15 protein-coding genes are annotated in these 14,848 nt (G+C 44.6%); 1 reads left to right on the plus strand and 14 read right to left on the minus strand.

Annotation, left to right across the window (positions count from 1 at the left end; genetic code table 11):
• Position 1: 1 nt before the first annotated feature.
• From Q0339_RS08245 to Q0339_RS08300, 12 genes are all read right to left on the minus strand, one after another.
• The gene (locus Q0339_RS08245; protein ID WP_298078348.1) at positions 2 to 1,486 is read right to left on the minus strand and encodes an oligosaccharide flippase family protein; all 1,485 of its coding nucleotides are present in this window, start codon (positions 1,484 to 1,486) and stop codon (positions 2 to 4) included.
• A gap of 175 nt (positions 1,487 to 1,661) precedes the next feature.
• Positions 1,662 to 2,420 carry a DNA repair protein RecO gene (gene recO, locus Q0339_RS08250; protein ID WP_298078349.1) on the minus strand — a complete coding sequence of 253 codons (759 nt, stop codon included), beginning with the start codon at positions 2,418 to 2,420 and terminating at the stop codon, positions 1,662 to 1,664.
• A 28-nt stretch (positions 2,421 to 2,448) separates the two neighbouring features.
• On the minus strand, positions 2,449 to 3,354 hold the full coding sequence (gene era, locus Q0339_RS08255; RefSeq protein WP_298078350.1) for a GTPase Era: 906 nt from the start codon (positions 3,352 to 3,354) through the stop codon (positions 2,449 to 2,451).
• 25 nt (positions 3,355 to 3,379) lie between these two features.
• On the minus strand, positions 3,380 to 3,799 hold the full coding sequence (locus Q0339_RS08260; protein WP_298078351.1) for a diacylglycerol kinase family protein: 420 nt from the start codon (positions 3,797 to 3,799) through the stop codon (positions 3,380 to 3,382).
• Positions 3,783 to 4,307 (minus strand): rRNA maturation RNase YbeY, encoded by a 525-nt coding sequence (gene ybeY, locus Q0339_RS08265; RefSeq protein ID WP_298078352.1) that lies wholly within the window; start codon positions 4,305 to 4,307, stop codon positions 3,783 to 3,785. The genes Q0339_RS08260 and ybeY overlap by 17 nt, the downstream gene beginning before the upstream one ends.
• A gap of 26 nt (positions 4,308 to 4,333) precedes the next feature.
• Positions 4,334 to 6,556: an HDIG domain-containing metalloprotein gene (locus Q0339_RS08270; RefSeq protein WP_298078353.1), complete on the minus strand. Its 2,223-nt coding sequence runs from the start codon at positions 6,554 to 6,556 to the stop codon at positions 4,334 to 4,336.
• Between the two features lie 9 nt (positions 6,557 to 6,565).
• Positions 6,566 to 7,552, minus strand: coding sequence for a PhoH family protein (locus tag Q0339_RS08275; protein WP_298078354.1), 987 nt, complete (start codon positions 7,550 to 7,552; stop codon positions 6,566 to 6,568).
• Positions 7,553 to 7,714: 162 nt separating this feature from the next.
• A complete protein-coding gene (locus tag Q0339_RS08280; protein ID WP_070755649.1) occupies positions 7,715 to 8,158 on the minus strand; it encodes a GatB/YqeY domain-containing protein in 444 nt (147 codons plus the stop codon).
• Positions 8,158 to 8,547 (minus strand): Rid family detoxifying hydrolase, encoded by a 390-nt coding sequence (locus Q0339_RS08285; RefSeq protein ID WP_291454942.1) that lies wholly within the window; start codon positions 8,545 to 8,547, stop codon positions 8,158 to 8,160. Before Q0339_RS08285 ends, Q0339_RS08280 begins: the two co-directional genes overlap by 1 nt.
• A gap of 12 nt (positions 8,548 to 8,559) precedes the next feature.
• Positions 8,560 to 9,762, minus strand: a complete 1,203-nt coding sequence (locus Q0339_RS08290) for a MalY/PatB family protein (protein WP_298078356.1) — start codon at positions 9,760 to 9,762, stop codon at positions 8,560 to 8,562.
• A gap of 142 nt (positions 9,763 to 9,904) precedes the next feature.
• A complete protein-coding gene (rpsU, locus tag Q0339_RS08295; protein ID WP_035364261.1) occupies positions 9,905 to 10,078 on the minus strand; it encodes a 30S ribosomal protein S21 in 174 nt (57 codons plus the stop codon).
• A gap of 138 nt (positions 10,079 to 10,216) precedes the next feature.
• Complete coding sequence (locus Q0339_RS08300; protein WP_298078359.1) at positions 10,217 to 10,732, minus strand: Fur family transcriptional regulator; 516 nt, start codon at positions 10,730 to 10,732, stop codon at positions 10,217 to 10,219.
• Positions 10,733 to 10,792: 60 nt separating this feature from the next.
• On the opposite strand from Q0339_RS08300, the gene Q0339_RS08305 reads away from it, so the two are divergent.
• On the plus strand, positions 10,793 to 11,620 hold the full coding sequence (locus tag Q0339_RS08305; RefSeq protein WP_298078360.1) for a pyruvate, water dikinase regulatory protein: 828 nt from the start codon (positions 10,793 to 10,795) through the stop codon (positions 11,618 to 11,620).
• Positions 11,621 to 11,665: 45 nt separating this feature from the next.
• Here the strand turns inward: Q0339_RS08305 and aspS are convergent, their stop codons facing one another.
• Both aspS and hisS read right to left on the minus strand, forming a co-directional pair.
• Positions 11,666 to 13,432, minus strand: coding sequence for an aspartate--tRNA ligase (aspS, locus tag Q0339_RS08310; protein ID WP_298078361.1), 1,767 nt, complete (start codon positions 13,430 to 13,432; stop codon positions 11,666 to 11,668).
• Complete coding sequence (gene hisS, locus Q0339_RS08315; RefSeq protein WP_298078362.1) at positions 13,432 to 14,760, minus strand: histidine--tRNA ligase; 1,329 nt, start codon at positions 14,758 to 14,760, stop codon at positions 13,432 to 13,434. The genes aspS and hisS overlap by 1 nt, the downstream gene beginning before the upstream one ends.
• Positions 14,761 to 14,848 lie beyond the last annotated feature (88 nt).

The raw sequence follows: 14,848 nt of genomic DNA on the forward strand, positions 1-14,848 counted from the left end.
TCTATCCCCTTCTTCTTAATTTATTGCCAACTGCTTCTACCATGCCGGTCAGTACAGGATCTTTAAGCAACCAGAGGGCCGCAAGGTAGTAGATACCACATAGGGTCATTAAAATGGCAAGATTTACTAAGACGGCTAAGTTTAAATGCGTCATTTGCACTGGAGATAGTGCCTTAACCACTATGCTGATTGGGATAAACCCTGCTGCAATCAGCCCATAGCGTAAGAAACTGCCAATAACAGGTTTTAACTTAATTAAGCCATGGCGTTTGATAAAGTAGATTTCGAGGGCAATTAGGACCCCTTCTGACAACCAAGTGGTTAAGATATAGATTTCTGGAGATGAGAAATGCATATTAAGGAGTAGGAACTTGAAGACTAGGTTGAGTAAGCCACAGGCGAAATAATAAAGGGTCAAACTCCGTTCATAGCCATGAATGAAGATGATTTGATTAGCGAAAAGGGTCTCAATAGACCAAGTAATACTCCGAATCCCGAAGATAGCTGTTACAGTCGCGGCTCCCATATAGGCGCCCCCACCATAAAGCAAGACAGCATAATTGCCTGTTATGAAGAGCCCTAAACTAATTGGCGCAATCAAGAAGGCAAAGAGACGTGCCCCTTTGTAGACTAGGTTGTCATAGGCTTCACGGTTATTCTGGCCTAGATAGTAGCCCAAACGCGGAATACTTACTGAGATTGGACTACTAATCAGAGTCGCAATCATAGTTGAAATTTTTTGACCTTGGCTATAAAGGCTGACGGCATCCTCTGAATCTGTATAGGATAGGAAGAGCTTGTCTAAAGCCGTATAAAGGGTCACTGCACTAGACATAAGCAGCAAACTAATCAAAGGCAGAATCATGGACAACATGTCTTTAACCTTGACCTTAACAAGCTTGACTTGGCGCTTAATCCAGACAAAACCGAAGAGATAGTTGAGAATTTGAGCACCAGACATGACCATTGCATAAATGATAATATCTTCCGCCGTTTTAACAAAGCCAAAGAGCGCCACAATCATAATAATTCGCAAGATGATGGTCTTAATTAAGATAAAACGATAATTCTCGAAAGCCTCCACCATCCACTCAATATAGAGGAAGCTAGATAGAATCTGACTTCCCAAAACTAAGTAGATTGCCAACTGACTCTTCTGGTGAACGGTCGCATAGACATAGCCCACATAGAATAGGGTCGTTAGAATGGATGAAATAACCGTAATGTAGAACAGGCTCGAGAAGAAGTAATTGACCTGATCCCGGTCATGCTTAACCTTACTAATTTGCCGGACACCAAAATAATAAACCCCTAATGAGGCAAAAGGTAAAAAAATGTTCATCAGCGTGTCGCCAGCATTAAAGTAGTTATATTCTACCGAGTTTTGAAAGACCCGGTTAATATAGGTTCCTGTGAGGACAGGCACCACCACGTTTGCAAATCGCACTAAGAAATTCGCGAGGGCATTGGTTTTGATGTTTTTCATGGAACCTCCCGTAGCTATTTTGCTAATTGAAATTTGTTTCCACTTATTCTACCACGAAAAGACGAATTATTCACCTGATTTCCAAATTCTTAATCTTTTAGGGATTAGCCCATAGCCTAGAATCTCAGTAATTTGTTAGCTATTCATCACCCATTAAGCGACAAAAAAGCTTAAACTAAGTACTTGACCAGTCTAATTGCGTAATCTGATTCAAATAGGACTTACTCTTGAGACGAATACCGACATATTCTTGGTAGATAGCATCCATGAGTATTCGCAAGTCCTTAAGAGTCTGATCACTTAAGTTAATGTTCTGGATTTGTTTTAAATCCACTTGAGACAGACGTCGGGCTAGGTGCACTGCTCGACTAGAAACTGGTAAGCAATGAATATCCAAAGAGGCATGACGGTCACACAAGACGGCTTGACGCTTGAGACTAAATCTTAAGGGTCGATCACTGACCTGGCAACTTGCACAAGAAGCCCATTGAATATGAATGCCAAAAAGTGGCAAGAGATGAATTTCTAGGTAAGCCACAATGACTTGAGGAGCTAAGCCTTGATTTAAGGCCTCAAGCACCTGTAGTAGAAGCTGATAGAGCTTAGGATTGGCTTGATTGTCCTCTAGAGCAGCATCCAGGAGTTGTAAGACATAGATGCCATAGGCCTGAAGCAAGATATCAGCCTGCAATCTTTGGAAAAGTTGGATTGACTGGCTTTCCTTTAGGAAAGAGAGGCCGTCGTCTTGAATATCACCAATATAGGCATGATGGGTCATAGGGAGGCAGGCGCTTGTCAGCCGATGATGGCCCCGATAAAGACCGCGCACAAAGAACATCTTAGTCCCAAATTCTTGGGTAAAAATCTTGACCAAGCCATCATGTTCGCGGTGAGGACGCTTGAAGAGGACAATGCCCTCAAACCGTTCATTCATGCCCCCTTCTCCCTTCTATCACCATCTCTTAGTAGTTATCTGGACGATAGCCAAAATCGCTAAGATTAGTTTGACGATCGCGCCAATTCTTTTGAACCTTGACCCACAAATCTAAATAAACCTTATCATCCAGCAATTGCTCAATATCACGCCGAGCAAGTTGGCCGATTTTCTTAATCATTTGGCCGCCGGCTCCAATGATAATCCCCTTCTGGCTCTTGCGTTCCACAATAATAGATGCTTGAACTTCAATCTTGCCATTCTCATTGCGTTGCATACTTTGCACTTGAACTGCAACAGAATGGGGAATCTCTTCCTGAGTCAGGAGTAAGATTTTTTCACGGATAAATTCGGCCACTACAAAATATTCGGGATGGTCCATAATTTGACTATCTGGATAGTACTTAGGTCCTTCCGGTAAGGCTTCTTGCAACTTAGCCACCAATTCCGGCACATTATTGCCTTGCGTAGCCGAAATCGGAAAGACTTGGTCAAAGCTTCTGACTTCTTGGTAACCTTCAATAATAGGCAAAAGATCATCAGGTTTGACTAAATCAATCTTGTTAATGACTAAAAAGACAGGAACCTTAACATTCTGGATACGTTCCATAATCAATCGATCGCCAGGGCCCATTTTTTCTGCAGCATTAACCACAAATAATACGGCATCTACCCCTTTGAGGGCGCTATAAGCCGTATTGACCATAAAGTCACCTAAGGCATGTTTAGGCTTATGAATACCCGGTGTATCAATGAAAACAATTTGGGCTTGATCATTGGTTAAGACCCCTTGAATTCGATTACGAGTGGTCTGTGCCTTATCCGACATAATGGCGATTTTCTGCCCTACAAAACGATTAAGTAAGGTTGATTTACCAACATTAGGGCGACCTATAATGGCTACGAAACCAGATTTAAATGCTTGATTACTCACGTTTCACGCTCTCTTTCTCTAAGACTTAAGCAAGACCTAACAGAATGGCTAGCACATGCCAGACTTTAGGGCCTAGGACCAGGAATCCCACTCCTACTGCCACCAAAGCCGCCACAACAACTGCAGCTGCTGCTACATCCTTGGCAACCTTGGCCAAGGGATGTAATTGTTCTCCAACTACCAAGTCAACTGTGGCCTCCACGGCGCTATTGACCAGCTCCATGCACCAAACCAATCCTGTCACAAGCAGCAAGAGACTAGCCTCAACGGCATTGACTCCAAGCAAGCCCACTATGATTAAAACCAAGACGGTCACCCCCGCGTGAACCTTGAGGTTACGCTCATTAGCTAAGGCATAGCCCAAACCGGACAATGAAGCGCGGAAGGAAGCCAAGATACTTGGATTGGCATGATGCTTGTAGGGGTGTTTATCGCGTGAGACCATAAGTCGTCAACACCTCTTCTTGGATTCTAAACATTTCCTGCGCTTCTTCTTCTGTCTGATGGTCATAGCCATTGAGATGAAGGAAACCATGAACCGCTAGGAAAGCCAGTTCACGGTCTAGACTGTGACCATAGTCCTGAGCTTGTTCTAGGGCGCGTGGGTAGGAAATGATGATGTCCCCTAAGTGTTGGGGTAAATCTTCTTCTTCCTCAAAATCAGCATCATCTAAATCTTCTGTCTCCTCTTCAGCAAGATCTAGATGGGCGAAGTCCACATCAAACTCACTAGTTACTTCAGTCAAGGCGAAGCTCAAAACATCCGTTGGCTTATCCAAACCGCGGTAGTCACGGTTGAGAGTCTGAATTTCCTCATTAGAAACAATGGACAAATCCAATTCAATTCCCTCAGGCAAGTTCAGATACTTTGCAGCTGCTTCAATGACTTCATGAAGCAATTTTTCTTGACCAGATGCCAGGTAGGCTTGGTCATCAATAATATCAACTAACATAAATGTCCTTTCTAATCCTAAATGGCCTACTTAGGATATTCTATACGGGTGTGATACATACTTGCGACTCCACGAATTAGAGAGGCTTGTACGATTTTTAATTCATTAACAGTTAAGCCACAGTCAGAAAACTGATCATCCGCCACTTTACCTTGGATAATACCGCCTACAAGTCCTTCTATGCTTGCTTGACTATACTCCTTAAGCGTACGGCTAGCAGCCTCAACCGAATCAGCAATCATGATGACAGCAGCTTCCTTAGTTCGCGGCTTAGGTCCTGGATAACGGAAATCCGCCTGATCTACAGGATGTCCTTCCTGTTGGGCTTGGTAGAAGAAGTATTGGACTAGCGTAGTTCCATGGTGTTGCCAACATATATCTTGAATAGAAGCAGGTAAATCATGAGCCTCCATAATTTCTACCCCAGCCGCTACGTGGCCTGTAATAATCTTGGCACTTTCAATTGGCTTAATCATCTTATGTGGATTTTCAACGCCTGCAGGCAAATTCTCAACGAAAAAGAGTGGATGCAGTGTTTTACCTACATCATGGTAGTAGCTTGCCACCCGCGTTAGCAGAGAATTTCCGCCAATGGCTTCTACTGCGTTGGCACTGAGGTTGGCTACCATCATACTGTGATGATAGGTCCCTGGTGCCTTTTCAATCAAAACCTTCAGTAAGGGATGATTGAGATTGGCCAACTGCTGTAGACTTAACTCTGCACTAGGATTGAAAAGTCGCTCCCAATAAGGAGATAAGGACAGGTAGAAAATAACCGTCATCAGGATATTAGCTAGCATTAGACCTGCCATACGTTGGCCTTGGAAGCTTGCTAAATCCATGTTGAAGCCCAATATTAAAGGCAGAATGGTCAATAGATGCAGGCCGATATAGGCTGGCACAAAGCGTCGTTTGCGCCCTAACCAAACCTTGGCGTTAACCAAGATCATACCGATTAAACCTGTGAAGCAATAAAAGACCAAGGGCAAGAGACTTTCCAAAACGTTAAAAACATCGCTCAAAACAAAGAGTGCCATAACATTAAAAGAAACCAAGCCAATTAAACCATCTCGAATACTGGTTTTAGGTACCACAAGCAATGGCCACAGGCTAATTGGTAGCAAGAGCGTTGCCCAGGCCAAGCCCCCTACTTGAATAAATTCTAGGGCCTTCAAGACAGCGAATAGGCCACCAAAGGCAAGCGCATAGATGGTCATATTCATTTGCACCTTGGCACTAGGGGCTTGTTTGAAACGGAAACCGTCGGTATTCAATCCTAAGAGCAAGAGGAAATGCGCAATAATTAAGGCATAAAAGATATAAGCATTATAGCGTCCAACACTGGCATCCAAGTAACCAAAGAGCTTGAGCTGACGCAAGACTGTCGAATCAATGACATGCCCTTCTTGTACAATAATTTGACCTTGAAGAATATAAGCTGGTTGAACGGCAGCCGCCGCTTCTTCTTTCAAGCGGTTAGTTTCTGCTTGGTTATAAACCAGGGTTGGTACAATAAATGGTTGAATGAAGTCTACCAGGGCCGACTGATACTGACTATATTGCCCTGCTTCACGAAGGCTAGCCCGTAGCTTGCTTAAGTTAGCCGCAGTATTAGCAGGCTCAATTTCCTGACTTAAGGTTTGACTCAGCAAATCAACCACATAAGTTGACATTGTTTCAAACTGCTTATCATCGAGTGATAGCCAAAGATTCCGGGCATTATCTGGCAAGGATTCATTCAAACTCATGAGGGCAACTGACCCTTGTTTTAAACTTTGATTATAGAGCAAGAGTCGCTCTGCCTCCGTTAATTGAGTCCAATAGAGGCGTTGACTGTTGCTAGTAAAGGATGCCTTAAGGGTCTCAAGGTCATTATCAGACCAGCCTTGAGCGCGGGCAGCCGACTCAAGGTCGCTGGCACGATAATCCTTCTGCCTTACGCCTTTGACAAATGAAAAATACTGATTCAACAAATCAACCTGTTGGTTTTTAACTTCGGGTGAGTAAAGTCGAACATCGGAAACACGACTGCGTGCATGTTGGCGTAATTCTTCTGTTCGTTCAGTATCTTCTACTGTCTTAGGAGCCCGAACGGTAATATCAGCTACTCGGTTAAGGGCAAAATTATAAGTTCTAGGTTGAACACTGGAATAGCCCAAAAGCAAGAGCCAAAGTGCCAGAACTAGCCCCACTAGGATTTGATAACTCAAGCCCATCTTAGCTTGCAGACGCTCTAAACGTCGATTCATTCCTATCACCTACACTTCGCCCATGTTCTCATCGGGCAACTTGCGACTATAAGCCTTGATAATATCTGCCACTACAGGGTGACGCACCACATCGAAGGAATCAAAGGTCACAAATTGGATGCGGTCAATTCCCTTGAGCTTGCTTTGAGCATCAACCAAACCTGATTTTACCCCTTTTGGTAAGTCAATTTGCGTTCTATCTCCGTTAATAATCATCTTAGAGCCGAAACCTAAACGCGTTAAGAACATTTTCATCTGGGCTATGGTCGTATTTTGAGCCTCATCTAAGATAACAAAGGCATCATCCAAGGTGCGGCCCCGCATATAGGCCAAAGGCGCAATTTCAATGACGCCGCGTTCCATCAGACGGTTGGTTTGTTCTGCCCCATAGATCGTGTAGAGCGCATCATAAACCGGACGCAAATAGGGATCGACCTTTTCCTTAAGGTCACCAGGCAAGAAGCCTAGGCTCTCCCCTGCTTCTACCGCAGGACGAGTCAAGATAATCTTCTTCACTCGGCCTTCCTTCAAGGCTTGAACCGCTAGCACTACAGCTAAGAAGGTTTTACCAGTCCCTGCAGGCCCAATGCCGAAAACCACGTCCTGTTTGGCAATGGCGCGCGTATATTGTAACTGACCAAAGTTTTTGACCCGGATAGCCCGGCCATCTGCTGCTCGACCAATGACTTCTTCATAGAGGTTGAGGAAGTAATCCAAGGTATTGTTCTGGGCCATTTTAATTGCAGTCACAATGTCCATGGTGTGTGGCGTAATATGGCGTTCTAGCAACTGCACTAATTGGTTAACAACCTCTAAGGTCAACTCTACAGCCGCTTGACGACCGGTAATGGTTAATTGCTCACCCCGCGTCGTGATAAGCACTTCAAAGTGTTCTTCAAGTAATTGAATATGGTGATCTTGATTGCCCAAAATGGCTAAAAGCCAATCCGGATTGGAAATAATTAATGTCTGACTATATGGGTGTTGTTCCGTCATAAGCAATCCCTCTCTTTTTCACGTCTCAGACGACGTCAGGCTAGATACTAGTGGACACACTAGGTTGATTCTATTATACCTTGTCTTGGACTAAAAGTCATGATTTGTGCCATTTTTGGGCCTTAAAACAAAAAACAGGAGCACAGCTCCTGTTAACATAGCTTATCCTAAGAGACGTTTAACTGTCTCATTAATGGCCTTGCCTTCTGCTTGGCCTTTAAGGCTACTAGCAGCTAATCCCATGACCTTGCCGAAATCTGCCTTGCTAGTAGCTCCCACTTGCGCCATAATCTCACGAATCTTGGCCTCTAAAGCCTCAGGACTGAGTTGTTCTGGCAAGTATTTTTGGACGATGACAATCTCGTCCTGGGTAGCTGACACCAAATCCTCGCGATCCGCTTTCTTAAATTCAGCCAGGGAATCACGACGTTGCTTGAGTTCCCGTGAAATAATGGTAATTTCTTGGTCTTGGCTTAAGGGCTCAGGCTGTTCTAGCGCCTCTTTCTGAAGAGCTGCTTTCAGCATGCGCAAAACCTTAAGGCTATCCTTGTCCTTAGCCTTCATGGCAGTTTTAATATCTTGATTAATCCGTTCTGTTAAAGTCATTAGGCTTCCTCCTTATAGGCTACCAATTCGATTTCAATGCCTGCATTAAGTGGAAGTTTCCCCACTTGAAAGGCTGATCGAGCTGGATAGTGGTCTTGGCTAAAGTATTGGCCATACACTCCGTTGACTGTTGCAAAGTCGGCAATGTCATTGAGGAAAACAGTCGTCTTAACGACATGGTCAAATGTCATGCCCTTTTCAGCTAATAAGGCTTTGAGGTTGGCAAAGACTTGATGGGTTTGGTCCCCAATAGTGGCCGGCATATTACCAGAAACAGGGTCGATTGGCAATTGGCCTGAGGCATAGAGCCAACCCTTGACATAGCTAGCATGTGAATAAGGTCCTACTGCTTTGGGTAACTTATCTGAAATAATACGTTGGATAGACATAAGTAAACTCCTTTACTCTTGATTTAATCGCTTATTCAAAGCGGAAATGATGCGTTCTGCAGCCTCAGCCACAAAATCTGGATGGGTGGCACAATTGAGACGAACGAAAGTGGCAGTTTGACGGCCAAAGGTCACCCCAAAGTTAACTGCCAGCCCCGCTTCATGAATCATGAAATCCTTAATCTGACTTACTGGCAAATAGGCCCCAAAATCTATAAAGGTGACATAGGTAGCTTGACGGTCAGGTATAACCAAATCCGGAAAGGCAGCTAATAGGGTTCGGCGTAAGTAGTCATCATTGTAATCTACTGTTGCATTAAGACCTTCTAACCACTGGCTACCAGATTCATAGGCTGCTTGTGTGGCCAGTAAGCCCATCAGGGAGTGGCTGGCTTGCTGATAAGGTGCCACGCCTCGGTCGTATGCTTGACGCAATTTTTCATCTGGAATAACCACATGGGAATTAAGCAGGCCCGCTAAATTAAAGGTCTTAGAGGGTGAGTTTAAGACAATGACTAGGTCACGATAGACGCTTAGGCGGTCATCCAAGGCAGAAACAAACTGATTGCCTGCCGCTACAAAGTCTTGATGGATTTCGTCAGAAATCAGATAAACATGATGACGACGGCAAATGGCAAGGAGCTGCTCCAACTCCTCTAGACTCCATAGACGACCTGTTGGATTGTGCGGTGAGCAGTGAATGAGTAATTTGACCTCGTCCTCTATAATTTGCTTCTCCAAGGCATCGAAGTCAATTTCATAGCGGTTATTGCGCAATTGCAACTGGTAGTCCACTAATTTACGGCCCGTGTCTTTAGCAGCGCCATGGAAGGGTGGATAAACAGGTGTCATAATCATGACCCCTTGACCCGGCTGGGTCAAGATTTGAACCAACCAATAGAAGCTGCTAACCACCCCTGGTGAGAAACGTACCCAGTCAGACTCAATCTGTACGCCAGCTCTTTCTTGTTGCCACTTAGCATAGGCTTGATAGTATTCTGGACAAGGATAGGAGTAGCCAAAGACCCCGTGGTCTACCCGCTCATGTAAAACCTTTTGGACCGCTTCAGGTACCTTAAAGTCCATATCCGCAATCCACATTCCCAGTAGATCTGGTGCTCCGAAAAGTTCTTGACTTAAGTCCCATTTCTTACAGTTACTACCACGACGGTCTGTAAAATACCGTTGGCAGAAATCAGCTACTTGTTGATTCATGGTCATCCCACCTTGTCCTAATGATGTTTTTATTATCCCCTTTTCAGGCCAAATTTGCAAGCAAAGTAAAACACCCAATGACCTTGGTCACTGAGTGTTTTGAATCGCTATGTATCGCTATTTATAAGCTAGCGTAATGTTATTAAAACTTACGTTTACGAGCTGCTTCTGATTTCTTCTTACGACGTACAGATGGTTTTTCGTAAAACTCACGTTTACGTGCCTCTCTTAAAGTACCTGTTTTAGAAACGTTACGCTTAAAGCGACGAAGAGCGTCATCTAGAGATTCGTTTTCACGAACGACTGTTTTAGACATGGGTTTCCCTCCCTCCGAGCTTTTAGTAACCTTTCCTAGATAAAGCATCTAAATAAGATTCCTTGTCTATTATAGCCTACTTCTTACCTATTTTTCAATAGGCTTTTTTCATTTTTTAAGGTTTTACTACCATAATTTTCATGATTTACCTTTACATTGCGCACACTTACCAAAAACATCAAAACGATGCCATTCGATTTCCACTTGGGATAGGTCGGTCTTAACCTGGTCCATAGGACATGCATCCAAGGGGATAGTCCGGCCACACACGGTGCAGATAAAATGGTGATGGTGGTGTCCATGGTCGCAGTTCCAACAGTTAATACGGAACATTTGCTCACCATTGTACTCCGTGGCTTCTAAGAGGCCTTCATCCACAAAATCATAAATATTGCGATAAGTCGTATTATAGCTCATAGTCGGATAGTCTTTGGCTAATTGTTGATGAATATACTTGGCGCTCAGATAGCGTTGATTTTCCGCAAATAAATGCAGAATCTCCTGACGCTTCTTGGTCATTTTGTAGCCAGCTGCTTTTAACTGTGCCATGCCACGCTTAACAATTTCATCCACTGACATGTCCTCAGTCTCCTGATGGTCATGCGATTGACAGTGATGATGGCCATGGCAATCATGATGGTGATGATCAACCATATACAAGCCCCCTTCTGATATGCTATGATATAAGTGATTAAGAATTGGAGGCGACTCACCATGGAAGACACACGTCCAACTTTACATTACTTTATTATTTCGGATGCGATTGGAGAAACTGCGCAAAAAGTTGCGCAATCATCCCTAGTTCAATATCCGTCTGCACATAAAGTATGTCACAAATACAACTTTATTTCAAATATAAACGATTTGGATATTGCCTTAGAAGATGCGGCGGCCCATGAAGGCTTAATCTTCATGACCATGATTGACAATGAAATGGCAGCCTATGCTGAACGCTTTTTCAACAAGCACCAGCTGACCTACTACAATCTCATTCAACCGATTGTGGACGAGATTGGCTACCGAATCAACATGAAACCAACCAAGATTATTGGGGCCCAACACGAGCTATCTGACCGCTACTTCGACAAGATTCGGGCTATGGAATATTGTATGTCTTTTGATGACGGTAAGGACCCTAAAGGGTTCGAAGAAGCCGATATCATCCTACTGGGTGTCTCCCGTACAGGTAAGACGCCCCTCTCCATGTATCTGGCTATGTTAGGTTACAAGGCAGCTAACCTGCCACTAATTCCAGAAAATGAATTACCAGAAATTCTCTTCAAGTTAGACCCTAACAAGATTGTCGGACTGACTAACCGGGTTGAAGTTATTAACCAACACCGGGATGCTCGCATGCGGGAATATGGCATTACTAGTCCAACTAAGTACGCCTCCTTCGATCGCATTCAGGAAGAATTTGACTTTGCCCAAGAAGTTTATGAACGCATTGGTTGCCAAACCCTAGACGTCTCCCAACGTAGCATTGAAGAATCAGCTGCCATTATCCTCAAGATGCTAGACCTACACAAACATGAAAACTAAGGCAAAATGCCCTGACAGAAAATTCTGTCAGGGCATTTTTTATGCTTATTCTGCTTCTACTTGGAGATGCAACTCTTGTAATTGAGCGCTAGCTACATGACTTGGGGCTTGGATAAAGGTATCCACCCCACGACCATTCTTAGGAAAGGCAATGACTTCCCGGATGTTTGGCTCTTTGGCTAAGAGCATGACCAAACGGTCTAGACCAAGTGCCAAACCACCATGTGGTGGGAAGCCGTAGTCTAAGGCGTCCAAGAGGAAGCCAAATTGACTTTGTGCTTCTTCTGGTGTGAAACCAAGCAAGTCAAACATTTGCTCTTGCATGGCACGGGTATGAATCCGGATGGAGCCCCCACCAATCTCATAGCCGTTAAGTACGATGTCATAGGCCTGCGCTAGGGCTTGATCTGGATTGGCCTTTAGGACTTCTAAATCAAGGTTTTGTGGCGAAGTAAATGGATGGTGGGCTGCAAAGTAGCGCCCTGCTTCTTCGTCATATTCGAAGAGCGGCCAGTCTGTAATCCAGACAAAGGCTAAGGCATCCTCGTCAAAGAGTTGATGAGCTTTGGCTAGGTTAACCCGTAACTCACCCAAAGCAGCAGCAACCACTTGAGGTTTATCCGCTACGAAGAAGAGAATGTCACCAGGTTCCCCTTGGGTCAAGTCTAGAATGGCTTGCGTGTCAGCTGGTTCAGCAAAGAACTTGGCAATTGGACCGTTCAAGCCTTCTTCGGTTACTTTCAACCAAGCAAGGCCTTTAGCACCATATGGTTTGACTACTTCTACTAAAGCATCTGCAGTCTTGCGAGTGTATGCGTCTGCTTGCCCCTTAAGGTTAATTGCCTTAACTTGGCCACCCTCTTTGACCGTGTTAGCAAACACAGAAAATTGACAGTTGGCAGCAAAGTCACTTAAATCCTTCAAGGTCATGTCAAAACGAATATCTGGTTTATCAACCCCATAATGAGCCATGGCATGGGCATAAGTCATGCTTGGGAAGGCATCAGTCATATCCAGACCTCTGGTAGCCTTGACCACTTCTTTTAGCATATGTTCCACGATTTCTTGGATGTCGGCTTGGTTTAAGAAGCTAGTTTCTAAGTCAATCTGAGTAAACTCTGGTTGACGATCGCCCCGTAAATCTTCGTCACGGAAGCAACGCACGATTTGATAGTAACGGTCAAAGCCTGCCCCCATTAACAACTGCTTGAATAATTGCGGTGATTGAGGTAAGGCGAAGAACTTACCTGCTTCACGAGTCGCAACCAAATAGTCACGCGCCCCTTCAGGAGTAGACTTAGTCAAATAAGGTGTCTCAACATCGATAAAGCCTAAATCATCCAAATAACGGCGGATGGCGCTAGTTACTTGATGACGGAGGCGTAAGTTAGCCTGCATACGTGGGCGGCGAAGGTCTAAGAAGCGATGCCGCATACGGAGATCATCTTGAATCTCAGCCTCATCGTCTAAGTAGATAGGTGGTGTCTTAGAAGTTGCTAGAATAGTCAGCTTCTCAGCCACCAATTCAAAATCACCAGTCGGAATTTTGGGGTTACGTTGTTTCTCATCACGGTATTGTAGCGTCCCCGTCACTTCTAGGACATACTCGCTACGAATACGCTCAGCGTCGGCCATGGCCTCCCCTAAGTGGTCACCATTGAGCACAACCTGACAGAAACCTTCACGGTCTCTTAAGTCAATAAAGATTAAGCCCCCGAGGTCGCGTCGTTTTTGTACCCAACCTTTTAGTGTGATGGTTTGGCCAACTTGTTCTTGGCCGACTTGACCACAGTACAAACGTTTTGTAGTCATTATAATTCCCCCTTAAAATACTTATCAATGACTGAGGTATCCACCGTTAATTGGCGGTAAGTCCCCATAAAGTCTTCTAATACTTGATCAAGTGGCAGTGTGACTTGCTTGCCACTAGCTGGATGCTTGGCTTGTACGGTCCCGGCCGCTAACTCGTCTTCCCCGATTGTCAAAATCACTTGGGCTTTGAGCTTGTCAGCTTGCTTAAATTGTGCCTTGAGGCCGCGATCCAGGTAATCCCGTTCTGCCAACAAGCCTTCTTTACGGGCTGCTTGAACTAGACGCAAGGCCATGATATTGCTTGCCTGACCTAATCCCATGACATAAACATCGAAGGGTTCAGCTTCAGGTACTTCCACTTCCTGTTGCTTGAGGAGTAGTAAGAGACGTTCTACCCCAATCCCGAAACCAAAACCAGGTGTTGCAGGACCACCAAGAGCCTCTACCAAACCATCATAACGGCCACCACCGCAGATGGTAGATTTTGCCCCAATGGCTTGATCATCTACCATAATTTCAAAAATCGTATCTTGATAGTAATCCAAACCACGAACCACTGATGGATCAACAAGATATGGAATCTCTAGGGCCTCTAACATGGCCTTTACGGTCTCGAAGTGTTCCTTGCTTTCTGGGCTGAGGTAGTCTGGAATTTTTGGCGCATTAGCTACTAGCGCCTTATCTTCTGGTGCCTTAGAATCTAAAATCCGCATAGGATTGTCAGTCAGGCGACGTTGTGAGTCTGCACTTAACTGGTCAGCCAATGGTGTGAAATAGTCAACCAAGGCTTGACGGTAGCGTGCTCGGTCTTGGGCTGACCCTAGGGAGTTGACATAGAGGGTTAAACCTTCAATACCCAATTCCTGGAAGAAGTCCCATGCCAGAGCGATGGTTTCCGCATCTGTCGCTGGATTGGTCGAACCGAAGACTTCTACCCCAATTTGGTTAAATTGACGTTGCCGGCCGGCTTGAGGGCGTTCATAACGGAACATGGACCCCATATAGTAGACTTTGTATGGTTTAGCATGTTCGGGGCCAAAAAGTTTGTTTTCAACATATGCCCGAACCACCCCTGCTGTCCCTTCCGGACGCAGAGCGCAATGGCGGTCGCCCTTATCCTTAAAGTCATACATTTCTTTGGATACAATCTCCGAAGTATCCCCTGATGAGCGAGCAAATAGCTCATAGGCTTCAAATAAGGGAGTCCGGATTTCTTGGAAATTATAGGTTTCAAAAACAGCGCGGGCTGAATCTTCTATATACTGCCAGATTCGACTTTCTGCTGGCAAGATATCAACCGTGCCCTTCATTCTTTTTACTTGTGCCATGATTATTGCCTCCTAGTAATATTGGTGATGGTTCTCTATAAAAGTAAACACGTCCTATAACCCCTGAGGATTATAGGACGTGTTGAAA

It is taken from the genome of uncultured Abiotrophia sp. (assembly GCF_938010525.1).
GTDB lineage: Bacteria > Bacillota > Bacilli > Lactobacillales > Aerococcaceae > Abiotrophia.

Bases quoted from the DNA above. Each gene is read 5' to 3' on its own strand.
- Q0339_RS08285 (WP_291454942.1), bottom strand. From the start codon at position 8,547: ATGTCTATCCAACGTATTATTTCAGATAAGTTACCCAAAGCAGTAGGA.
- recO (WP_298078349.1), bottom strand. From the start codon at position 2,420: ATGAATGAACGGTTTGAGGGCATTGTCCTCTTCAAGCGTCCTCACCGC.
- aspS (WP_298078361.1), bottom strand. From the start codon at position 13,432: ATGACTACAAAACGTTTGTACTGTGGTCAAGTCGGCCAAGAACAAGTT.
- ybeY (WP_298078352.1), bottom strand. From the start codon at position 4,307: ATGTTAGTTGATATTATTGATGACCAAGCCTACCTGGCATCTGGTCAA.
- Q0339_RS08280 (WP_070755649.1), bottom strand. From the start codon at position 8,158: ATGACTTTAACAGAACGGATTAATCAAGATATTAAAACTGCCATGAAG.
- Q0339_RS08305 (WP_298078360.1), top strand. From the start codon at position 10,793: ATGGAAGACACACGTCCAACTTTACATTACTTTATTATTTCGGATGCG.
- Q0339_RS08290 (WP_298078356.1), bottom strand. From the start codon at position 9,762: ATGAATCAACAAGTAGCTGATTTCTGCCAACGGTATTTTACAGACCGT.
- Q0339_RS08300 (WP_298078359.1), bottom strand. From the start codon at position 10,732: ATGGTTGATCATCACCATCATGATTGCCATGGCCATCATCACTGTCAA.
- Q0339_RS08275 (WP_298078354.1), bottom strand. From the start codon at position 7,552: ATGACGGAACAACACCCATATAGTCAGACATTAATTATTTCCAATCCG.
- Q0339_RS08270 (WP_298078353.1), bottom strand. From the start codon at position 6,556: ATGAATCGACGTTTAGAGCGTCTGCAAGCTAAGATGGGCTTGAGTTAT.
- hisS (WP_298078362.1), bottom strand. From the start codon at position 14,760: ATGGCACAAGTAAAAAGAATGAAGGGCACGGTTGATATCTTGCCAGCA.
- Q0339_RS08245 (WP_298078348.1), bottom strand. From the start codon at position 1,486: ATGAAAAACATCAAAACCAATGCCCTCGCGAATTTCTTAGTGCGATTT.
- rpsU (WP_035364261.1), bottom strand. From the start codon at position 10,078: ATGTCTAAAACAGTCGTTCGTGAAAACGAATCTCTAGATGACGCTCTT.
- Q0339_RS08260 (WP_298078351.1), bottom strand. From the start codon at position 3,799: ATGGTCTCACGCGATAAACACCCCTACAAGCATCATGCCAATCCAAGT.